The organism is Pseudoflavonifractor sp. HNCC25GI2, assembly GCF_058136395.1.
Genome location: NZ_JBYUOW010000003.1, coordinates 27497 through 48105, shown reverse-complemented (window position 1 = coordinate 48105; position 20609 = coordinate 27497). Strand labels below are relative to the sequence as shown.

Annotated in this window: 18 protein-coding genes and 1 other RNA gene; 6 read left to right on the top strand and 13 right to left on the bottom strand. The window is 59.7% G+C overall.

Annotation, left to right across the window (positions count from 1 at the left end; translation table 11 throughout):
* The first annotated feature begins 253 nt into the window (after nt 1-253).
* The gene (locus AC3YUO_RS05145; RefSeq protein ID WP_489961969.1) at nt 254-670 is read left to right on the top strand and encodes a hypothetical protein; all 417 of its coding nucleotides are present in this window, start codon (nt 254-256) and stop codon (nt 668-670) included.
* Between the two features lie 55 nt (nt 671-725).
* On the opposite strand, the gene AC3YUO_RS05140 is transcribed toward AC3YUO_RS05145, so the two are convergent.
* From AC3YUO_RS05140 to AC3YUO_RS05115, 6 genes are all read right to left on the bottom strand, one after another.
* Nucleotides 726-1571, bottom strand: coding sequence for a metal ABC transporter permease (locus tag AC3YUO_RS05140; protein WP_489961968.1), 846 nt, complete (start codon nt 1569-1571; stop codon nt 726-728).
* Entirely contained in the window at nt 1571-2374 is an 804-nt protein-coding gene (locus AC3YUO_RS05135) for a metal ABC transporter ATP-binding protein (RefSeq protein WP_489961967.1), read from the bottom strand. Before AC3YUO_RS05135 ends, AC3YUO_RS05140 begins: the two co-directional genes overlap by 1 nt.
* Nucleotides 2371-3342 (bottom strand): metal ABC transporter substrate-binding protein, encoded by a 972-nt coding sequence (locus tag AC3YUO_RS05130; protein WP_489961966.1) that lies wholly within the window; start codon nt 3340-3342, stop codon nt 2371-2373. Before AC3YUO_RS05130 ends, AC3YUO_RS05135 begins: the two co-directional genes overlap by 4 nt.
* A gap of 166 nt (nt 3343-3508) precedes the next feature.
* Entirely contained in the window at nt 3509-5074 is a 1566-nt protein-coding gene (locus AC3YUO_RS05125) for a peptidylprolyl isomerase (RefSeq protein ID WP_489961965.1), read from the bottom strand.
* Nucleotides 5075-5324: 250 nt separating this feature from the next.
* A non-coding RNA gene (gene ssrS / locus AC3YUO_RS05120) (6S RNA) lies at nt 5325-5524 on the bottom strand.
* A 16-nt stretch (nt 5525-5540) separates the two neighbouring features.
* Entirely contained in the window at nt 5541-5855 is a 315-nt protein-coding gene (locus AC3YUO_RS05115; RefSeq protein ID WP_489961964.1) for a DUF1292 domain-containing protein, read from the bottom strand.
* 299 nt (nt 5856-6154) lie between these two features.
* On the opposite strand from AC3YUO_RS05115, the gene AC3YUO_RS05110 reads away from it, so the two are divergent.
* The 5 genes from AC3YUO_RS05110 to AC3YUO_RS05090 all read left to right on the top strand — a co-directional run bounded on the left by AC3YUO_RS05110 (nt 6155) and on the right by AC3YUO_RS05090 (nt 13009).
* The gene (locus AC3YUO_RS05110) at nt 6155-8821 is read left to right on the top strand and encodes a transglycosylase domain-containing protein (protein WP_489961963.1); all 2667 of its coding nucleotides are present in this window, start codon (nt 6155-6157) and stop codon (nt 8819-8821) included.
* Between the two features lie 237 nt (nt 8822-9058).
* Nucleotides 9059-9499, top strand: a complete 441-nt coding sequence (locus AC3YUO_RS05105) for an ACT domain-containing protein (RefSeq protein WP_489961962.1) — start codon at nt 9059-9061, stop codon at nt 9497-9499.
* A gap of 23 nt (nt 9500-9522) precedes the next feature.
* A complete protein-coding gene (locus AC3YUO_RS05100) occupies nt 9523-10734 on the top strand; it encodes a homoserine dehydrogenase (RefSeq protein ID WP_489961961.1) in 1212 nt (403 codons plus the stop codon).
* 98 nt (nt 10735-10832) lie between these two features.
* On the top strand, nt 10833-12059 hold the full coding sequence (locus AC3YUO_RS05095) for an aspartate kinase (RefSeq protein ID WP_489961960.1): 1227 nt from the start codon (nt 10833-10835) through the stop codon (nt 12057-12059).
* Nucleotides 12060-12244: 185 nt separating this feature from the next.
* Nucleotides 12245-13009: a hypothetical protein gene (locus AC3YUO_RS05090; RefSeq protein ID WP_489961959.1), complete on the top strand. Its 765-nt coding sequence runs from the start codon at nt 12245-12247 to the stop codon at nt 13007-13009.
* 57 nt (nt 13010-13066) lie between these two features.
* Here AC3YUO_RS05090 and AC3YUO_RS05085 read toward each other — a convergent pair whose 3' ends face one another.
* The 7 genes from AC3YUO_RS05085 to AC3YUO_RS05055 all read right to left on the bottom strand — a co-directional run bounded on the left by AC3YUO_RS05085 (nt 13067) and on the right by AC3YUO_RS05055 (nt 20547).
* Nucleotides 13067-14404, bottom strand: a complete 1338-nt coding sequence (locus AC3YUO_RS05085) for an MATE family efflux transporter (RefSeq protein WP_489961958.1) — start codon at nt 14402-14404, stop codon at nt 13067-13069.
* A 255-nt stretch (nt 14405-14659) separates the two neighbouring features.
* Nucleotides 14660-16105: an N-acetylglucosamine-specific PTS transporter subunit IIBC gene (gene nagE, locus AC3YUO_RS05080; protein WP_489961957.1), complete on the bottom strand. Its 1446-nt coding sequence runs from the start codon at nt 16103-16105 to the stop codon at nt 14660-14662.
* Nucleotides 16106-16257: 152 nt separating this feature from the next.
* The gene (locus tag AC3YUO_RS05075) at nt 16258-16518 is read right to left on the bottom strand and encodes an HPr family phosphocarrier protein (protein WP_489961956.1); all 261 of its coding nucleotides are present in this window, start codon (nt 16516-16518) and stop codon (nt 16258-16260) included.
* Nucleotides 16515-18137, bottom strand: coding sequence for a phosphoenolpyruvate--protein phosphotransferase (gene ptsP, locus AC3YUO_RS05070; RefSeq protein WP_489961955.1), 1623 nt, complete (start codon nt 18135-18137; stop codon nt 16515-16517). The genes AC3YUO_RS05075 and ptsP overlap by 4 nt, the downstream gene beginning before the upstream one ends.
* A 32-nt stretch (nt 18138-18169) precedes the next feature.
* Nucleotides 18170-18685 (bottom strand): PTS sugar transporter subunit IIA, encoded by a 516-nt coding sequence (locus tag AC3YUO_RS05065; RefSeq protein WP_489961954.1) that lies wholly within the window; start codon nt 18683-18685, stop codon nt 18170-18172.
* Nucleotides 18685-19521: a PRD domain-containing protein gene (locus AC3YUO_RS05060; protein ID WP_489961953.1), complete on the bottom strand. Its 837-nt coding sequence runs from the start codon at nt 19519-19521 to the stop codon at nt 18685-18687. The genes AC3YUO_RS05065 and AC3YUO_RS05060 overlap by 1 nt, the downstream gene beginning before the upstream one ends.
* A gap of 270 nt (nt 19522-19791) precedes the next feature.
* Nucleotides 19792-20547 carry a copper homeostasis protein CutC gene (locus AC3YUO_RS05055; RefSeq protein ID WP_489961952.1) on the bottom strand — a complete coding sequence of 252 codons (756 nt, stop codon included), beginning with the start codon at nt 20545-20547 and terminating at the stop codon, nt 19792-19794.
* Between the last annotated feature and the right edge of the window lie 62 nt (nt 20548-20609).

The window sequence follows — 20609 nt, the reverse complement described above, 5'->3', positions numbered from 1 at the left end:
TGGATTCCCCCCGGAAAACCGGGCAGGTGGAGGTATTATACACGGTTTCCGCCCCCCTGTAAAGAGAGGGACTGCCTCTTCCAGGGACTTCTCCCCAATCTTGTTTATTTTATGCCATTTTCCCCGGAAAAACAAGGGAAATTTTCCACATAGGCTGGCTTCGTTCCCTCTCATCCCCATTTGACAAATCCCGCCCGCCGATTATAATATGTAATACCAAGGCCCTTCTGTTCCAGGAAAGGAGGTCCCGCTTATGAACCTGGAATTGAACAAAAAGCAGTTTCGCCGTCTGCTGGACATGGTGTATATTGGAAACTGGATTCTGAACTCCACCCGAGGCGACCAGCGCTTTAGGGACTACGACGAAGTGGAGAGCCTGCTCTTCGGCAAGGCCGCGGCGGAGGGCATGCCCTCCCTGGCCGAGCTCTATCAGGGGGAGATTGTCCCCTCCCGCGCCTTTGTGGAAGGCGGTATCCACGAGGCCATTATGGAGTATGAAAACAACGTCTTTTTTGATATTTTAGCCGAGGATCTGGCCCGCCGGGACATGGATGACGTCCCCATCGACGAGAGCAACTACGCCGAGCTTGCCAGCCGCATCGACGCCTATATCTCCGAGTTTGAGGAGCACGGCACCGACAACATTCTGGTGGACATTGACACCCCCTAAGAAAGAAAACGTTAAAAATCCCCCGTATTCCCTGAAAAGGGATACGGGGGATTTTTTATCCCCGCTTCCGGAAGAGGAAGGACAAAAAGAACCAGATGGCCAGATAGAGGGTAATGGCCGAGCCGGCGGAGGCGTTAATGTAGTAAGAGGTCATGAGACCCGCAATGCCCGCCGCCAGAGCCCCCACCAGGGACACCAGGTGGTACTGGGTCATGTTCCGGGCCACGTTCCGTGCGGCGGCAGCCGGCAGAACCAGCAGGGAGTTGATGACCAGCAGGCCCACCCAGGTCATGGACAGGGTGACCACCACGGCGATGGCCACGGAGAACACCGTCTCCTGCCAGAACACCTTGATCCCCCGGCTGTTGGCCAGGGCGGGATGGACCGCGGAGAGCATCAGCTGGTTGAAGGACAGGCACCACAGGGCCACGATGAGGGCCAGGATAGCCGCCAGCAGGGCAATCTTCCCCGGCTCCACCGACAGGATGTCGCCGATGAGGAGACTATTGAACTTGGTGAAGGATTTTCCTCCCAGGGTGGAGAGGAAAATGCCCAGGGCCACCGCGGTGGAGGAAAAGACGCCGATAACCGTGTCGCTGGCCAGATGGGTGCGCCGGCGCACGAAGTTAAAGAGCAGGGCGAAGAAAATGGCGAAGATGACCGCCGCCCAGGTGGGCTCAGAGAAGCCGCAGATGGCACCGATGGCCATGCCGGTGAAGGCGGAGTGGCCCAGGGCATCGGAGAAGAAGGACATGCGGCTGTGGACCACCATGGTGGACAGGATGCCGAAGAGTGGGGAAATGACCAGCACCGCCAGCAAGGCGTTTTTCATGAAGTACATGCCGCCGGGCTGGGCCCAGTCAAAGGGCAGCAGCTCCACAAGGGAATACCAGAGTTCCATCAGCCCTCGCCTCCCTTCCCCACCCGCAGGTGGAAGGTGTCGTAAAATTCCGGGGAGGAGAGCACCTCGTCCGGGGTACCCACCTTCAGCACCTGGCGGTTGAGCAGAATCACCTTGTCGGCAAACTGGCCCAGGGTGGCAAAGTCGTGGGTGGAGAGGAAGATGGACAGGTCGTACTCGGTGCGCAGCTCGTCCAGCATCTCCAGCAGCTGGTGCTCGCCCTCAATGTCCACGCCGGACAGGGGCTCATCCAGAATGAGGATGTGGGGCACCGGCTCCAGGGCCAGGGCCAGCAGCACCCGCTGCAGCTGGCCGCCGGACAGGGCGCCCATGGCCTTGTCCAGCAGATCTTCCCCGTGGACCCGCTGAAGGCAGGCAGCCGCCCGCTCCCGGTACTTTTTGGGCACCGGCAGCCACACCGGCCACCGGGCGGTAGCGGCGGTGAAGAAGTCCAGCACGCTCACCGGGTCCCCCCGGTCAAAGCTGGGGGACTGAGGCACATAGCCCACCAGGGGCCGGGCCCCTCCGGTGACCGCTCCGTCCGCCAGACGGATGGCCGGGCCGCCCGCCGGGGAGAAGGTGATGGACCCGGAGTAGGGCATCTGCCCCAGAATGCTGCGGAACAGGGAGGACTTGCCCGCCCCGTTGGGGCCAATGAGCGCCACAATCTCCCCGCAGTGGAGGTGGAAGGACACATCCTCCAGGATGGAGTCCCCCTGGAGGTTGACGGACAGGCCCTCCAGCTTCAGGCAGCAGGCATCGGCGCAGCCGGCCGCCAGCTTGCCGTGCTTGATCTTTCTCATGAAACTACCTCTTCTCCGGCAAACCCGTTGACAATGGCTTTGATATTGGCGGACAGCCCGTCCAGATAGTTGGCAAGCTCCCCATCGTTCGGCCCGTCCATAAGCATGGTAAGCTGAGAAACGGCGCAGCCCGTCTCCCGGGCAATGGCCTGGGCGGTGGCGTCGGATCCGTTGACCTCAGTGAAGATGACGGGAATCTGCTTTTCCTTCACCAGAGAGACCGTCTCATTGATCACCTGGGCGCTGGCCTCGCTGCCCTCCTCCTCCTCGATGGCAGCCAGGAGAGGCAGATCAAAGGCTTTGGCAAAATACTGGAATCCGTCGTGGAAGGTAATAAGGCCGGAGATGGACACGCCGCCATTCTGCTCCGCCTCCTGAATCGTATCGTTCATGGAGCTGTCCCAGCTCTCCACCAGTGAGGTAACGGAGGCCAGATTGTCGGAATAGGTCTGGGCGTGGTCCGGGTCGGCCTCACTCAGGCCGCGGCAGAGGTTGCCGGCCATGGCGATGGCGTTGTCGGGGTCCATCCAGATGTGGGGATCGTAGTGGCCGCTGTGGTCGTCCTCCTCATCCCCGTCGCTGTGGCTGTGGCCCAGGCTCTCCAGCAGCTCAATTCCCTGGGAGCAGTCAATAACCGCCCCCTGGGCTGTGGCCAGGGCGTCCCCCATAAAGTCCTCCAGCCCCACGCCGTTGATGGCCAGAATGTCCGCGCCCTCAATGAGCTTCATATCGCCCACGGACAGGGTGTAGTCGTGAAGGCAGCTCACCTCGCCGGTGTTCAGCCGCTCCACCGTCACACCCTCCACACCGTCTGCCACGGCGCTGGCCAGCAGATAGACGGGATAGGTGGTGGCCAGAAGGGTCAATCCGCCCTCCTCGGGCTGGGAGGCGTCATCGTTTTTCTGCCCGCAGGCGGTCAGGGAAACCAGAAGGGCCAATACGCCGATGATACAAATCCATTTTTTCATGCAATACCTCAATATTTTTTCGGATTAAACGGCTGGTACGCCGTTTTTCTTTTAACTGATTTAGTATATCTTACTTTTCCCCACTTGTAAATGCTTCCCCAAAAATCCACAGGGCTGTCCCCGTATTTTGCGGGGACAGCCCTGTGTTTTCTTTCTTCAAATGGAATCAGCCGTTGACAAAATTCAGGCCGGTGCCGTTGGTCACCTCATAGCCGGAGGCAGCCTCCTCTTCCCAGGCGCTGTAATCGTCCTGGCGCAGCGTGCTGTCGGCAGTCTGCTTCCAGATGGGATCGCCGCTGCTCACATAGTACATGATGTGGTAGCCCTGGCTGTCATCGCTGCGCACGATGCCGGTGTCGCCGGGCTGGTGGTCAGCAAGCGCCCAGTCCAGGAAGGGCTTGACGTAGCTGGATGCAGCGGAAATGTTGGAGTACAGGCCCTCGTTCTGGCTCACGGCAGTGTCGTCGCTGTTCTCCTTGGCCAGAGCAGTGAAGGACTCCTCGGTGGCCTCGCCGGACTTCCACTGCTCCAGCAGCTCCTCCGCCTTGGTCTCGGCGGCGGCATACTGCTCCTCGGTGGGGGCCTCGGCACCATCGCTGACCTCGGCCTTCACCAGAATGTGACGCACATTGGCGGTATTGCCGTCGTCGCGGGCACGGCTCTCAAACTGGACCACATAGTAGTAAGTGGTGGTATCGGAGCTGTTGTTCTCCACCAGGGTCACGTCACCGGCCTGGCGGGCGCTGTCCTTGAGCCAATCGCCGTACTGGCTGCTCAGGCTGCTACCCGCAGAAACCGTGTTGACACCGCTGGAATACAGCTGGTCGGCATACTCCTCAGCCAGAGCGGCGGGGTCCTCCCCAGCTTCCAGCTTGGCCTTGATCTCCTCAGCCACAGGCTTCAGCTCCTCCTGAGCCGCCGCCAGGGCCTCCGCCTTCTCCTCGTCGGTCATCTCAATGGTGTTGCCCTCCTCATCGGTGGTGCTCACGCTGGCCTTGAGGGTGAACTGAGTAAACGTATAGTTGTCCAGATCGGCGGCGTTCTCCTTGTAATAGGCCTCGTAATCCTCATCGGTGTAGGTGAAGCCGTCATAGGTGTGCTGCGCATAGTCGCTGGCCAGCGCATCCTGGGTCAGCAGCTCCACGAGGCGGTTATAGCTGAGGTAGGAACCGTAGTAGGCCCGAATATAGGCGTCCCGGCTGGTGTAGGTGGTACCAACCCAGGCGGTCTCCAGGCTCTCCAGGTAGCTGTTCAGGTCATCCTGGGCCTCCTGGGACATGGTGTAGCCCTCCGCCTCGGCCTTGTCCACCAGAGCGGCGTTGCGGCGCATGCTCTCCATGGTCTGCTCCATCAGGTAATCATACCAGGTCTGGCCGCTCTCCTCGTCATAAATCTGGTCCTTGGTGGAGGTGCCGGTATCAAAGGGGGTCATGCCCACATAGCTGTAATACTGATTCAGCAGATTGTTGCGGGTAGTATTGAAGTAATACTGCACGTCCACGGCGGTGTAGTTTTCTCCGTTGATGGTCACCGCGGTCATGGTGCGGGGCAGCACGCCGGTGTTCCAAACAATAACGGCAACCGCCACGACGGCGCACACCACGCCCACCACGGTATACAGAACCTTGCTGCGCCGGGCCTCCTTGGCCTCCTGCTGCCGCTTCTGCTCCCGGGACGTGGGCCCCTGGATGACCTCGTCCTGACGGGTCTTCTTCTCTCTGGATGCACTCACGGTTTCGTTCAGTCCTCTCGTTCTAGATAAAAATTCCCCGCCCCCGGCGCCCAACGACGCACGTTCTGTCCGGAAATGGCGGAGCCGTACTTGGGGTATTATACTAAAAACTGCCCCTCCTTGCAAGTGCCGCAGGGGGAGAAAACCTCCTCTTTTACAGTTTATTCATGATTCCGAAAGGGTATTATGCCCTGTTCGGGCAAAAAAAGACCGCGGCATTTCTGCCGCGGCCCAGATCCCAATGTGTTTTCTATCCCCCGCTCTGGCCGTGTGGACCCGTTTAAAACCTGCACGAGATGGCAGGTGGGTCGCCTCCACGACGTTTTTCTGCTTCCAACTTCCAGCTGACCTCATAAGGGGGCCGGGAGGCCTGCAAGCCGCGCCGTGAGGGGGCGTCCCGTTTAAAAAATGTGGGTTTAAAAGAGCCCATCACGCACCGAGCAGGAAACACACCGGAGATTTTTCCTTACTCTTCGTCCTCTTCCTCGAAAAAGCGCTCCATGAAGAGGTTATAAATGGTATCCAGTTCCTCGTCAGAGTCCAGAGTGGACAGGATTTCCTCTCCGTTCTCCTCGATTCCCTTCATAATGACCAGGCCGTACTCCTCATCGTCGGCGTCCACGTCCACCGGCTCACCGGTCTCCTCATTTTCCGCCACGGCGGGGAACATGGCGTAATAGGTTACGCCCTCATGCTCCAGGGTATCGATGAGCTCCAGCTCAAACTCGTTGCCGTCCTCGTCGGTGACGGTAATAAAATCAGGGCCAAAGGCTTCGCTCATAGATTGGGTACCTCCAGGTCATTGTTCTATCCTTTGCTGGGTCTATTGTACCCCGACACAGGAAAAAATGCAATAGTACCTTCCTGTAAATTTTCCCCGCACCTGCGGACAGATCCCTCAACCCCTGGCCGCCACTGGCTTTTATGGTGGACAAATGGGTAAAATCTGTTATAATGTTAGTTGTGTTTTTTTGCTTCCCATCCCGGGACGGCGAAAAAAACCGGGTTTCCGGTTGTCCCTTTGAAACCCCATCGACCACCGGTGAGCGGCCCTGCCGCCCACTGTTCGGAGGTAACAACGTGTCTGACCAGAATCACAACAACCATTCCAATTCGCTCTATGAAAACAGCGAGTACCCCTCCCGGCGCCAGGCCCCCAGACAGAGCGAGCGGCGCCCCCGCCGCACCCGGAAGCGTCGGAACAGCACCCTGCACACCGTGGGAAAGGTGCTGGGCACCCTGCTGCTCATCGGACTTTGCACCAGCGCCATTCTTTGCTGTTTCGCGGCGGTATACATCAAAACCGTCATCTTCCCCATCGCCGATCTGAGCATGGATGACTACCCCCTGGGCGAGAACAGCGTCATGTACTACCAGGACAAGGAAACCGGGGAGTACAAGGAAATGACCACCCTGCTCAACACCACAAGCTCTATCTGGGTGGACTATGAAGACATGCCCAAGGATCTCATCAACGCCGCAGTGGCCATCGAGGACAAGCGCTTCTGGACGCACTCCGGCGTGGACTGGCTGCGTACCAGCAAGGCGGTGCTGTCCATGTTTACCGGCGGCGATATTCAGGGCGGCTCCACCATTACCCAGCAGCTGATCAAAAACATCACCGGCTACAATGAGACGACGGTAAAGCGGAAAATCACCGAGATCGTCCGTGCTCTGCGCTTTACCCAGAACAATTCCAAGGAGGACACCATCACCTACTACCTCAACGTCATTCCTCTGGGCAGCGGCTGTGACGGTGTGGGCTCCGCCTCCTTAAAATACTTCGGCAAGCCGGTCAGCGAGCTGACGCTAGCTGAGTGCGCCAGCCTCATCGGCATTACCAACAACCCCTCCAAGTACAGCCCCTACTCCGACGCCAAAATGCCCAGCCCTGACGGCACCGAAACCTGGACTGCCCGGCAGTACAACAAATACCGCCAGGAGATCGTGCTCGGCCAGATGCTGGAGCAGAAGATGATCACCCAGGAGGAGTACGACGAGGCCGTGGCCCAGGAGCTGGTCTTTGTCCAGGGTGAAGGGGAAGACTCCCCCCAGGAGATCTATTCCTGGTACGAGGAAACGGTTCTGGCCGACGTCAAGAAGGATCTGTCGGAAAAGCTCAAGTGGTCGGACCAGCGCATCTCCCAGATGCTGGCCCGCGGCGGCCTGCGCATCTACACCTGCCTGGACCCTGACGTCCAGGCCGCGGCGGAGGAGATTTACACCAACCGTGAAAATCTGAACTACACCTCCAAGAGCGGGCAGGATATGCAGTCCTCCATTACCATTATTGATAACAGTACGGGAGATATTGTGGCCATTGTGGGCCAGTTCGGCGAGAAGGAGGGCAATCTGCTCACCAACTACGCCAACACGGCTCAGCGGCAGCCCGGTTCTTCCATCAAGCCGCTGTCTGTCTACTCTCCCGCTTTGGAGATGGGCCGTATTTCCCCCATCACCATCATTGATGACTATCCCTACCAGGAGCTGGGCGGCCGTGCCTGGCCCACCAACTCCGGCGCCGCCAGCTACCGCGGTCTCACCACCGTGCGCAGCGGTCTGGCCCGCTCGGTCAACACCATTGCCGTGCGTATTCTGGCCGACATGGTCACCCCCCAGGAAAGTTTCAAGTTTATGGAGGAGAAGTACCACATCGATCTGGTGGAAGCCCTGGAGGTCAACGGCAAAATCAGCAGCGACATTGATATCTCTCCTCTGGCTTTGGGCGGCCTTACCAACGGTGTCTCCACCCGGGATATGGCCGAGGCCTATGCCACCTTCCCCAGCAACGGCATTTACACCTATTCCCGCACCTACACCAAGGTGACCCAGCTGGTGGACGGTGAGGAAGTGGTCCTGCTGGAAAACGAGCCTCAGAAGGAAGTAGCCATCAAGGACACCACCGCTTACTATATCAACTCCATGCTCTCCGACGTACTGGACAGCGGCACCGGTAAGGGCTATGACATCCCCGGCATGTCTGCCGCCGGTAAGACCGGTACGACCACGGACAACTACGACCGCTGGTTCGTGGGCTACACGCCCTACTACACCGCCGCCGTCTGGACGGGCTATGAGAAGAATGAGAAGATGAGCACCAGCGGCAACCCCGCCCTGATCCTGTGGAACAAGGTCATGACCAAGATTCACGACGGGCTGGAAAACAAGAAGTTCGATGTTCCCTCCGGCCTGACCACCGTGGACTACTGTCTGGACAGCGGACTTCTGCCCACCGAGTACTGCTCCATGGATCCCCGTGGAAACCGTGTGGGCCGGGACAGCGTCTTCCAGGGCGATGCTCCCACCGGCGTATGCACCGTACACACCGCCGACAGCGTGGTGACGGTGTGTACGGACTGCCCCATTCTGGATGCCAACGGAAACGAGACCGGCCTCTACCACATTGCCGGTCCCTACTGCCCCGTGGAAAGCCAGAAGCAGATCTGCCTGCCCAACTATGATCGGAACCAGGTGGGCTCGGCAACCGCTCAGGACAACATGTACCGTCTGAGCGTGGTGGAGAGCTATGGCACCTGTACGGTTCACACCACCCCCGCCGTGGTGGATCCCGATCCTACCGATCCGGAACAGCCTGTGGATCCCACTGATCCCACCGATCCTACGAATCCGGACGGCTCCGGCAGCGGCGGAGACAGCTCCTCCGGTTCCGGAAGCTCCTCCTCCGGTGAATCCTCCGGCTCGGGCTCCCAGTCTACCCCTGGCTCTCAGGATGTCCGTCAGCGCTGACACTATAATCGCTCACTCCGCCGCCTCCGTTGAACCCGGAGGCGGCGGTTTTTTCTGCCCCCGCGCCGCGCCTATGTATAAAATGACGGAGATCCGCCGGTGAATTTCCCCAATTTTCACCATTCCCCCAAGCAATTTTCCGTTGCAACCGGGGATTCTCTGTGTTACAATATGCCATGTCACAAGAACAAATGCCTTTGCAGCGTGGACAGGTTGGCAGAACAAGGAGGGCCGCCCATGAGTATCCCCACGAAATACTTTATCATCGAGGCCTCGGCTATGCCGGAAATCTTCCTGAAAGTGGCAGAAGCCAAGCGTCTGCTGGACACCGGTGAGGCGACCACGGTCAACGCCGCAGCCCGCGCGGTGGGTATCAGCCGCAGCGCGTTCTACAAGTACAAGGACACGGTACGCCCCTTCAATGACATGCTCCACGGACGGATTGTCACCTTCCAGATTCTGCTCAAGGATGAGCCGGGCATTCTCTCCGCCGCGCTGAATGTCTTTGCCGGCACGGGGGTCAACATTCTGACCATCAACCAGAACATCCCCGTCAACGGCTGCGCCGTCGTCACCATGACCGCTCAGACCTCCGCCCTGCGCCGCTCCATTGAGGAGGTGCTGGGCGATGTGGTCAACAGCCCCGGCGTGCTCAAGTGCGAAATTCTGGCGGGTTAAATCTTGCAATGAGGTGAACTAGAATGGTTAACGTAGCAATCTTAGGTTTTGGCACCGTTGGCTCCGGCGTGGCCGAGGTGCTGACTAAAAACGGCGGCCTGATCGACCAGCGGGTGGACGATCTGGTCCGGCTGAAATATATTCTGGATGTACGGGACTTTCCCGACAGCCCCTACGCCGACTGCTTTGTGAAGGACTTCTCCGTCATCGAGCAGGACCCCGAGGTGAACATCGTGGTGGAGACCATCGGCGGCGCCACCATTGCTCTGGACTTCACCACCCGGGCACTCAAGGCGGGCAAGAGCGTGGTCACCTCCAACAAGGAACTGGTGGCCACCCACGGCTACGACCTGCTCCAGCTGGCCCGGGAAAACGGTGTGAGCTACCTCTTTGAGGCCAGCGTGGGCGGCGGCATTCCCATTCTCCGCCCCCTCACCTCCTGCCTGGCCGCCAACGAGCTGACCCAGATTACCGGCATTCTCAACGGCACCACCAACTATATCCTGACCCGGATGATCAAGGCCGGCCTCACCTTTGAGCAGGCCCTGAAGGAGGCCCAGGAGAACGGCTACGCCGAAAAGGACCCCACCGCCGATGTGGACGGCCACGACGCCTGCCGCAAGATCTGCATCCTGGCTGCCCTGGCCTTCGGCCAGCACGTCTATCCCCAGCAGGTGCCCACCGAGGGTATCCGCAACGTCACCCTGGAGGATGTGGCTTACGCCGACTCCAAGGGCTACAAGATTAAGCTGCTGGGCCGCTGCATCCGCGAGCCTGAAGGCAAGGTGTGCGCCTTCGTGGCCCCCCACCTGGTCTCTGACGAGAATCCTCTGGCCGGTGTGGAGGACGTGTTTAACGCCATCGCCGTCACCGGCAACGCCATCGGCGACGTGATGTTCTATGGCCGGGGCGCCGGTAAGCTGCCCACCGCCTCCGCTGTGGTGGCTGACGTCATTGATATTGCCAAGGACCTGAAGAAGGACCGGCACAACGCCTGGGGCCCGGGCGCTCCCGACCTGGTGGTCTCGCCCGACATTCTCTCCTCCCGCTGGTACGTCCGCGCCAACGCCTCCATGGACCAGGCCCGGCTGGCCTGCGGCGAGATTCAGCCTCTGGCCCGTGCGGGCGCTCCCGCCGGAGAGGCCGCCTTCCTCACCGGACAGATGACCTATCCCCAGATTCGGGACTGCCTCAAGGGCATGGCGGTCAGCTCCCTGTTCCGGGTGCTGGAGTAAAGCGGCTGGCCCCGCAGGGGCCTGCGGCATAGGATGCAGGGGAGATCCTTTCTCCCGCATCAACCTTATGATTTTGACCTTTAGGGGGAACGACATACATGGCACTGATTGTTCAGAAATTCGGCGGCTCCTCCGTCGCCGACGCGGACAAAATCCGCAACGTAGCCCGCATCATCACCGAAACCTATCAGAAGGGCAACAGCGTGGTGGCTGTGCTCTCCGCTCAGGGAGACACCACCGACGACCTCATCGAGAAGGCCAAGGAAATTAACCCCAACGCCTCCAAGCGCGAAATGGATATGCTCCTGTCCACCGGCGAGCAGATCTCCATCTCCCTGTGCGCGATGTGCATTGAGAGCATGGGTTTCCAGGCCATCTCCCTCACCGGCTGGCAGGCCGGCATGCTCACCAACTCCGTTTACAGCAGCGCCCGCATCAAGCGCATCCGCACCGAGCGCATCCAGAAGGAGCTGGACAAGAAGAAGATCGTACTGGTGGCCGGCTTCCAGGGCATCAACAAGTACGATGACATCACCACCCTGGGCCGCGGCGGCTCGGACACCTCCGCCGTCGCTCTGGCCGCCGCCCTCCGGGCCGACCTGTGCCAGATCTACACCGATGTGGACGGCGTCTACACCGCCGACCCCCGCACCGTCAAGGGCGCCCGCAAGCTGGACGAAATCACCTTCGACGAGATGCTGGAGCTGGCCAGCCTGGGTGCCCAGGTGCTCCACAACCGCTCGGTGGAAATGGCCAAGCGCTACAATGTCAATATGGAGGTTCTCTCCAGCTTCAGCGGAAATCCCGGTACCAAAGTCAAGGAGGTTGTAAAAACCATGGAAAAAACCCATGTCAGCGGCGTAGCCAAGGATAAGAATGTAGCCCGTCTTGCTCTGGTGGGCCTGGCCGACCAGCCCGGCATCGCCTTTAAGATTTTCTCTCTGCTGGCCAAGAAGGACATCAACGTGGACATCATCCTGCAGTCCATCGGCCGTGACGAGAGCAAGGACATCAGCTTCACCGTCGCCCGCAGCGACGCCGACGAGGCCAAGGCCATCATGGAGGAGAACAAGGAGGCCATCGGCTTCCAGACCGTGGAGCTCAACAAGCAGATCGCCAAGGTCTCCATCGTGGGCGCCGGCATGGCCCACAACGCCGGCGTGGCCTGCAAGATGTTCGAGGCCCTGTCCGCCGCCGGAATCAACATCAACATGATCTCCACCAGTGAGATTAAGGTCTCCGTCCTGGTGGACGAGCGAGACGCGGACCGCGCTGTTCAGGCGGTTCACGATCGCTTCTTCAACGAATTCGGCAGCAGCAACTGACCCAAGCTCATGCTCACCGGCTTCTCCTGTCTGGAGAAGCCGGTTTTTCTTACCCCCGGTTTTTCCTTTTAGGTGTTGCAAAAAATAGCTCTATCTGGTACAATAATAAAATGTCTGGACCGCAGGTGTTCCCATTTGCCTGCTGTCGGATCTCGGAAGCCCAAGAGCAAGGAGATTGAAAACGAATGGATAAAAAGCAGAGAGAAGCACGCCGGCATCAGGAGGATATCGCTCTCAACCGCGCTTTGCTGTGGGTGGGCGGCGCCATTATTCTCGAGGTGCTGCTGCTGCTTGTCAATCGCTACTATATCAACTTCCGCGTCACGGAATGGGCCGTAGCCTCCGCACTGAGCACCGGACTGCGCGTATTCCGGATCGCGGGTGCCGTTGCGGCGGTGGCCTGCCTCGTCTGGGCCGTCCTCCGTTTCCGCAAGGGCGGAAAGGCCGGCCTGCCTGCCGTGTTGACCCTGGCCTTCGGCGCTGTCGCCGTCTGCTCCCATGTGGCCTTTTCCTTCCAGCAGTCCGGCATGCGGATGCTGTTTTTGCTGGTTCCCGCTTGGGCCGGTCTGGCTCTGGTCTACTACCTCTACCACCGGGACTTCTTCCTGTCCGCCGTGGCAGTGGGACTGTCCATTCTGGGCCTCTGGTTCATCCGCTACGGTGCAGGCGCTCTGCCGGAAACGGTCATTGCACTGGCCGGTATCGTTCTGGTTGGCGCTGCCACCCTTTGGCTGAAGAAGCATGATGGACTGGTTCACCGGGCGGATGGCTCCTCTGTGCGGATTCTCTCCAAGAACGCCGCCTACCCCATCATCCTGGTCAGCTGTCTGGCCAGCCTGGCCGCTGTTGTGGTAGGTCTCCTGGCCAGCAGCACTGCCTACTATCTGATTTTTGTGATGGTGGCTTGGCTGTTTGCTCTGCTGGTCTACTACACCGTGAAGCTCATGTAATTCCCTGCAAATCAAAAAAGCCCTGACACAGGTTTGTGTCAGGGCTTTTTTCATGTCTCAAATGTGGGAGATGGTAGTGCGGTACAGCCGGGCAAACAGCACCAGGGCCACCACACAGGCCCCAAGCTCCGCCAGCAGGAAGGACAGGAAGGTATAGTCGGGAATGGTACGCACCAGCAGGAAGGCAATGGGCAGCAGCAGAACCAGCTGCCGCAGCAGCGTGACAATCAGGGAGTCCACACTGCGTCCCAGGGACTGGAACGCAGCAGAGCAGGCAATGCTCACCGCGGCCACAGGAAAAGCCAGGGCTGTCATACGCAGGGCGGGCACCCCCAGCGCCAGGGCAGTCTCTCCGGCGTTAAAGGCAACGGTCAGCAGCGGCGCTGCACACACCCACAAAAGTACCAGCCCCACTAGGGCCGTGATTAGGGAAGCCAGAATGCCGAAGCGGATGGCTCCGGAAACCCGGCTGCGGCTCTTTGCGCCGTAATTATAGCTGAGAATGGCAATGAGTCCGTTGTTGATGCTGAACATGGGCATGAACACAAAGGACTGCACCTTGAAGTAGACACCCAGCACCCACACAGCGGTCTCTGACCACAGGTTCAGAATCCCGTTCATTCCCATGGACATCAGACTGCTCATGGACTGCATCACAATGGCTGGCGCGGCCACCCTGCCCATTTCCTGAGCCAGACTTTTCTGGAAGTGGAAGGTCTTGGGGTTCACCGGAAGCTGGTTACGGATGCGGCGCACCAGGCACAGCCCGATGATTCCGCCGCTGATTTGTCCGATGACCGTGGCCACCGCCGCTCCGGGTACACCCATGTCAAAGACAAAAATCAAGATGGGGTCCAGCACCAGGTTGATCAGCGCCCCCGAGCCCTGAACAATCATAAATCCGGAGGGGTGCCCCGTGGACTGCAGCACCCGCTCACAGGGGAACTGAGTGCAGATACCAAAGGAGAGGCAGCAGCAGATAAAGAGGTACTCCCTGCCCATCTCCGCCACCTGTGGGTTCTGGGTACACAGGTCCATATAAAGGCCGCTGGCCAGCACACCGAAGAGCAGGAACAGCACCCAGCACCCGCCGTAAAACAGGAAGCCATGCAGCACCGTCTGCCCGGCCTCCTCCATTTTCTTCTCCCCCAGGCGCTGGGCCAGGGCCGCACTGAAGGCCACTCCGGTACCGGTACAAAACGCCACCATCAGGGTTTGGATGGGATAGGCGTAGGACAGGGCCAGGAAGGCGTCATCTCCCACCTGGGCCACATAGACGCTGTCTACCAGATTATAAATGGCCTGCATCAGCATGGACAGCATCACCGGCCAGGACATCTGGAGCACCAGCCGTCCCACCGGCATGGTGCCCAACATATTCTCTCTCTCTGCCACAGCACTCTCTCCTTTTCCGGCAAAAAGAACAGAAAAAACGGGTTCCTTTGGGAACCCGTTTACCTGTGTTCTGCCTGATCTCCGCGGGGACGTCGGGCGTGGGCGCGGAGATGATTGCAATTTTTCTCAGTATAACAAGGGGATACCGGAATGTCAATGGGCAAAAAAGCTCCCGCCCTGCTGTGGGCCGCAGGGCGGGAGAAGCGTTTTCCAGGAAAACAAAATTTCTTTTTGGGACTGGAGAAGCCGTCAGGCTTAGTGAACCAGCTTCTTGAACTCGTCGGCCACGAACTGGACCTTGGGGCCAATGATGACCTGGACAGAGGTCTTGCCCGGACGGACCACGCCGGCAGCACCGGAGGCCTTCAGCTTCTTCTCGTCCACCAGCAGGCGGTCCTTGACCTCCAGACGCAGACGGGTGATGCAGTTGTCCACGCTGGTCACGTTCTCGGCGCCGCCCACGCCCTCCAGGATAGCCTTAGCCATGGCGGCATAGTCGCCGGAGCTGAGCTCGATGTTCATCTCGGCGGCGGTGTCGTCGTCCTCACGGCCGGGGGTCTTCAGGTTCAGCTTCACGATCATGATGCGGAACACCACATAGTAGATGACGAAGAAGGCCAGGCCGATGGGAATGAGCAGGATGGGGTTCATGGCGAAGGGAGCCTTAAAGGACAGGAACCAGTCCACGAAACCGGCGCTGAACTGGAAGCCGGCACGGACGGGCAGAGCGGCCACAACAGCCACGGAGATGCCGGTCAGCACAGCGTGAGCGAAGTACAGGCCGGGAGCCAGGAACATGAAGGAGAACTCCAGGGGCTCGGTGACGCCGGTGAAGAAGGCACACAGAGCGGCGGACAGCAGGATGCCGCCGGCGATCTTCTTCTTGGCGGGCTTGGCAGTGTGGTACATAGCCAGGGCAGCGCCGGGCAGACCGAACATCATGACGGGGAAGAAGCCGGCCTGATACATACCGGTCTGGCCCATAACACCGCCGGGAGTGGTGCCCCAGAACTTGCCGATGTCGGAGATGTTGGCCACGTCAAACCAGAACACGCTGTTCAGAGCGTGGTGCAGGCCGACAGGGATGAGCAGACGGTTCAGGAAGCCGTAGATACCGGCGCCGATGGCCCCCATACCCAGGATAGCCTCACCAACACCAACCAGGAAGCTGTAAACCACGGGCCAGACAAAGTACAGGGGGATGCAGATGATCAGGGTAACCACCACAGTCATGATGGGCACAAACCGACGGCCTGCAAAGAAGCCCAGGAAGTCCGGCATGTTGGTCTTGTGGAACTTGTTGTAGCACCAGGCGGCGATCAGACCGCAGAGGATACCGATGAATTGGTTGTTAATCTTGCTGAACGCAGCGGGAACCGCATCGGCTTCCACGCCCATAATAAGCTGCACCACGCCAACACCCAGCATGGTCTGGACGGTCAGCCAGGAAATGATGGCCGCCAGAGCGGAGGTACCCTCCTGGTCCTTGGACATGCCGATGGCAACGCCCAGGGCGAAGAGGATAGCCATGTTGTCAATGAGAATGCCGCCGGCCTTGATGAGCAGCAGAGCCGCCAGGTTGTTGGCGCCCCAGCCGGCGGGGTCGATCCAGTAGCCGATACCCATCAGGATACCGCCGATAGGCAGACATGCCACCGGCAGCATCAGGGATTTACCTAAACGCTGAAAGAAACGCATCATATAGATTTTCCTCCCTCACAAAAATCAAAACACTTACGGGAACATCCGGAACATCCTCCTGAATACCGCCGTGGAGGACATTCCTTCCGTTCTGATGTACGGACCGCCGCCCACAGCGGTCCGAGAGTCCCAAAAGAATGAAAAAAGCAAAGTTACAGGTTGGCCTTTAGGAATTCCTCCAGAGCGGCCGCGGCCTTGTCCTCCTCGCCGCCGGAGATGGTCAGGGTCAGGGTGTTGCCGCCCTTGGCCCCCAGCTGCATGACGCCCATAATGCGCTTGGCGTCCACGGTCTTGTCGTTGGCCGTGATCTTGATGTCACAGTCCTTCCACGCCATGGCAGCCTTGGCCAGCTGGCCGGCGGGCCGGGCGTGAAGTCCCAGAGGATCCTGAATCACATAGGAAATTGTCTTCATTTGGGAGATACCTCACTTTCACAAACTTTTTTCCGCAATTCCAGCACACGGGTGGGCGAGACAGACAGCTCGTCGTAGCCCATGTCCAGGAAGGTCTCGGTCATGGTGAGATCGCCACCCAGCTCTCCGCAGATGCCGCACCAGATGCCGGCCTTGTGGGCGTTCTCCGCCACCAGGCGCAGAAGCCGCAGCAGCGCGGGGTGATAGGGGTCGTAGAACCCATCCAGAGAGGGGTTCTGCCGGTCCACCGCCAGGGTGTACTGGGTCAAATCGTTGGTGCCCACACTGAAGAAGTCCACCTCGGCGGCCAGCTGCTCGCTGACCAGGGCGGCGGCGGGGGTCTCAATCATAATGCCGTGCTCCACCTCGCCCATGGGGATGCCCTCCTTGGCCATCTCGTCCCGGATGGCCTGGCACATCTCCTTGACCTTGCGCACCTCCCACACGGAGGCGATCATGGGGAACATGACGCTCACAGGGCCCAGGGCACTGGCCCGGTAGATGGCCCGCATCTGGGTGCGGAACACCTCGGGGCGGCGGATGCAGATGCGGATGCCGCGCAGGCCAAGGGCGGGATTCTCCTCCTTGTCCAGCTGGAAGTAGTCCGCCTGCTTGTCGGCGCCGATGTCCAGGGTACGGATGACCACCCGGCGGCCCTGGAGGCCCTCCACCACCTTGCGGTAGGCGTTATAAAGCTCATCCTCGGTGGGATAGCTGTCCCGGCCCAGGTAGAGGAACTCGCTGCGCAGAAGGCCCACGCCCTCGGCGTCCCCCTTGAGCACGTGCTCCACGTCGGATGGATTGCCGATGTTGGCAAAGAGCTTCACCTTCTGACCGCCCCGGGTGACGCTCTCCTTGCCCCGGTAGGCCTCCAGCTGGCGCTGGTGCTCGTCGGCGGTGTGCTTCTTCTCCTGCATCAGCCGGACCACTTCCTCGTCCGGGTCGATATAATACCGGCCGTCAAAGCCGTCCACAATCATCTGATGGCCGTCCACCGCATCGTCCAGATTGATCTGGGTCTTCACCAGAGAGGGAATTCCCATAATCCGGGCCAGGATGGCGGTGTGGCTGTTGGAGGAACCCTGGCGGGTGACAAAGGCCAGGATCTTGTCCTTGGGCATCTGCACCGTCTCGGAGGGGGTCAGGTCCTCGGCGATGAGGATGCCCGGCTCCTCCATGGCAAAGCCTACCCGGCCGCCGCACAGGATGGTCACCACACGGCTGGACACGTCCCGCACGTCCACCGCACGGGCCTGCATATAGGCGTCGTCCATGGCGGCGAAGGCGGCGGAGAAGGTATCCCCCGTCTCCTTGACCGCCTCGGCGGCGCTGGCTCCGTTCTGAATCATAGCCGCAATGCTGTCCAGATAGTCCTGATCGTCCAGCATCATCATCTGCACGTCCAGGATCATGGCCTGTTCTTCGCCCAGGCGCTCAGCGGTCTCTTCCATCAGGGTCTGCAGCTGCTCCAGAGCGGTCTGCTTTGCCTGCTCAAACTTCTGCTGCTCGGCCGCCGCGTCACCGCAGGAGGCGGGCAGCGTAGCCAGCCCTTTCTTATACACATAGGCCCGGCCAATGGCAATGCCGGAAAATACCGGCCGTCCGTTGCCGACAATCATGATTCTGATGCTCCCTTCCAGATCCGCTGCCCTTATTTGCTCAATGTGAGGACCGTGTCACCGGCCTTCACCGCCCCGGTGTGGCACTCCACCTGGGCAAAGCTGTCCGAATTGCAGATGACGATGGGAGTGATGGTGTCATACCCGTCGGCCGCAATGGCATCCCGGTCAAAGGAGATGAGCAGCTGCCCCTTCTTGACCTGGTCGCCGTTGGCGGCGTGGGTGGTGTAGTGCTTGCCCTTCAGGGACACGGTCTCCAGACCGATGTGGATGAGCACCTCGGCACCCTGGCTGCTGGTGAGGCTGACGGCGTGGCCGGTGTCGAACATCATCTCGATGGTGCCGTCACAGGGGGCCACCACCTCGTTGCCGGTGGGCCGGATGGCGATGCCCTTGCCCAGAATCTCCTCGCTGAAGGTGGGGTCGTTCACCTCAGTGACAGGAACGGCCTCTCCCGCCACAGGGGCGGCAATCTCAATCTTCTCCTCTTGCTTTCCAAACAGCTTGTCAAAAAATCCCATATACTTGAGTCCTCTTTTCTTCATCATTAAGCCCGGTGAATCCGGTGCAGATTTACAGTCAGATAGGCCAGCTGTTCCGGCGTCAGCGCTCTTCCGCTGGCCTTTTCCAGGGGCTGCGTCACAATGCCCGCCAGGCGGAAGTCCTCGGGAAAGGCCCTGGAAATCAGCTGGGCAAAGTGGCTCTCCCCGGAAGTGGGACACTGGGGGGAAAACTGGTCCAGCGCCAGAAACTTCAGGTGGACAATCAGCTCGTCAAAGTAGAGGGAGCTGCGATCCGTCTGGAAGGCCGGATGATGCTCCAGCACATGGAGCATCTCCCCCAGCGCCTGGGTCACCTGCATGGTGATACCCAGGGAATTTTCGTACTCCGCGTTCAGCAGATGCAGGGCAATGGAGGCCGCCTCATCCTCAGGCAGCTCCACCTGAAACCGCCGCTGAATCTCCGCCAGGGCGTAGCAGCCCACGGCGTACTCCTTGGGGTAAAAGAGCCGCACCTCAGTGTGCAGGGCGTTGGTAAAGGACATGCCGTTTTTGATGCGCTGGATGGCAAAGCAGACATGGTCGCTGAGCGTATAGAAAATGCTCTCATTCAGCTTCCGGTCCAGCGCCTTGGAGGCATACTCAATGAGCTCCGTACAGAACTCCACCTGGTCGTGGGGCAGACTGGCAAAGAGATTGCTCAGCCGCTCCATGTTGTCCCGGCCGGTGATGCGGAACATCTTTTCCGCCTGCTCCCGCTCAATGGTCTGTCCCGCCTTGATGCCAAAGCCCAGCCCCCGTCCCATGGCGATGTATTCACAGCCATGTTCATCCTGGCAGCTGACCACATTGTTGTTGATGGTCTTCAACACCTGAAAGCTCATTGACTCTCTCCCCTCTCCCATGGCCGCTCTCCATTTCCGAACAGGAAAAGAAAAAACCAGGCCCCACAGTTTACACCGCAAAAATACCCGCTGAGCAGTCCTCGGCAGGACATGGTGTATGTCGTGAGTCCCGGTTTTGCCCGCTTGCGCGGTAACAATCCAAGCTTCTGTCCAAATATTATAGAAATTTTAAGGTTATGTCAATGGATTTTCTGCGAAATAAATAATTCGGTTAGGTTCACAAATCAGCCGTTCATTTTTTGTTTACATTTACCCGTAAATTAGGGCGTTTTCCAGCTGATCCAGTACTCGTCTGGCATTTTTTACCTCCAGCGGGTCGGTGTAGAAGCGCTCGTACTCCCCAGCCAGGGGCAGACCCATGGGGACTCCGGAGCGTCGGAAACGCATGGGGCTGTCCTCTCCCCGCCGGGCCGACATGTGGAACGCCCGCACTCCCGTCCGGCGGGCCAGCTCCTCCAGATTGGTGCTCTTGACCCCGCTGCCCGCCAGAATGGTCAGCCGTCCGGCGGCCTGCCGGTTCAGGCTGGCCAGCAGCTCCGCGCCCTGGGGGGCAGACGCCGCCTGGCCGGAGGTGAGAATGGTGTCAAAGCCCAGTTCCACCGCGTCCTCCAGCCCCTCAGACGCATCCCAGCACAGGTCAAAGGCCCGGTGGAGGGTTTTATGGAGCGGTCCGGCAGCGGCGATGAGCTGGGACAGCAGCTCCCGGTCCAGCCGTCCCTCCGGCTCCAGCGCCCCCAGCACCACGCCGTTGACTCCCAGCTTCCGGCACTGCTCCACCTCCCGCAGCAGGATCTCCCGCTCCCACCGGGTGTAGCAAAAGTCTCCGAAGCGGGGACGCAGCAGCACATTCACCGGAATATCCAGCTTCTGCACCGCCTCGATCAGAAAGGGGCTGGGGCTTACGCCCCCCACCATCAGATCGCCGCACAGCTCCAGCCGGTCCGCCCCGTTCTCCGCCGCGGCCTTGGCCGACTCCACGCTGTCCACACAGATTTCCAGCAGCATATCCTTTCCTCCTTTTCTGTTTTTCATCCAGTTTCCGCCCATACTTCGTTGCAGGGAGGGGA

What these genes read in the sequence shown, in the direction of transcription:
- AC3YUO_RS05075 (WP_489961956.1), bottom strand. Translation starts at nt 16,518, where the DNA reads ATGAAGACAATTTCCTATGTGATTCAGGATCCTCTGGGACTTCACGCC.
- AC3YUO_RS05095 (WP_489961960.1), top strand. Translation starts at nt 10,833, where the DNA reads ATGGCACTGATTGTTCAGAAATTCGGCGGCTCCTCCGTCGCCGACGCG.
- AC3YUO_RS05100 (WP_489961961.1), top strand. Translation starts at nt 9,523, where the DNA reads ATGGTTAACGTAGCAATCTTAGGTTTTGGCACCGTTGGCTCCGGCGTG.
- AC3YUO_RS05140 (WP_489961968.1), bottom strand. Translation starts at nt 1,571, where the DNA reads ATGGAACTCTGGTATTCCCTTGTGGAGCTGCTGCCCTTTGACTGGGCC.
- AC3YUO_RS05145 (WP_489961969.1), top strand. Translation starts at nt 254, where the DNA reads ATGAACCTGGAATTGAACAAAAAGCAGTTTCGCCGTCTGCTGGACATG.
- nagE (WP_489961957.1), bottom strand. Translation starts at nt 16,105, where the DNA reads ATGATGCGTTTCTTTCAGCGTTTAGGTAAATCCCTGATGCTGCCGGTG.
- AC3YUO_RS05115 (WP_489961964.1), bottom strand. Translation starts at nt 5,855, where the DNA reads ATGAGCGAAGCCTTTGGCCCTGATTTTATTACCGTCACCGACGAGGAC.
- AC3YUO_RS05090 (WP_489961959.1), top strand. Translation starts at nt 12,245, where the DNA reads ATGGATAAAAAGCAGAGAGAAGCACGCCGGCATCAGGAGGATATCGCT.
- AC3YUO_RS05060 (WP_489961953.1), bottom strand. Translation starts at nt 19,521, where the DNA reads ATGAGCTTTCAGGTGTTGAAGACCATCAACAACAATGTGGTCAGCTGC.
- AC3YUO_RS05135 (WP_489961967.1), bottom strand. Translation starts at nt 2,374, where the DNA reads ATGAGAAAGATCAAGCACGGCAAGCTGGCGGCCGGCTGCGCCGATGCC.
- AC3YUO_RS05065 (WP_489961954.1), bottom strand. Translation starts at nt 18,685, where the DNA reads ATGATGAAGAAAAGAGGACTCAAGTATATGGGATTTTTTGACAAGCTG.
- AC3YUO_RS05055 (WP_489961952.1), bottom strand. Translation starts at nt 20,547, where the DNA reads ATGCTGCTGGAAATCTGTGTGGACAGCGTGGAGTCGGCCAAGGCCGCG.
- ptsP (WP_489961955.1), bottom strand. Translation starts at nt 18,137, where the DNA reads ATGATTGTCGGCAACGGACGGCCGGTATTTTCCGGCATTGCCATTGGC.
- AC3YUO_RS05130 (WP_489961966.1), bottom strand. Translation starts at nt 3,342, where the DNA reads ATGAAAAAATGGATTTGTATCATCGGCGTATTGGCCCTTCTGGTTTCC.
- AC3YUO_RS05105 (WP_489961962.1), top strand. Translation starts at nt 9,059, where the DNA reads ATGAGTATCCCCACGAAATACTTTATCATCGAGGCCTCGGCTATGCCG.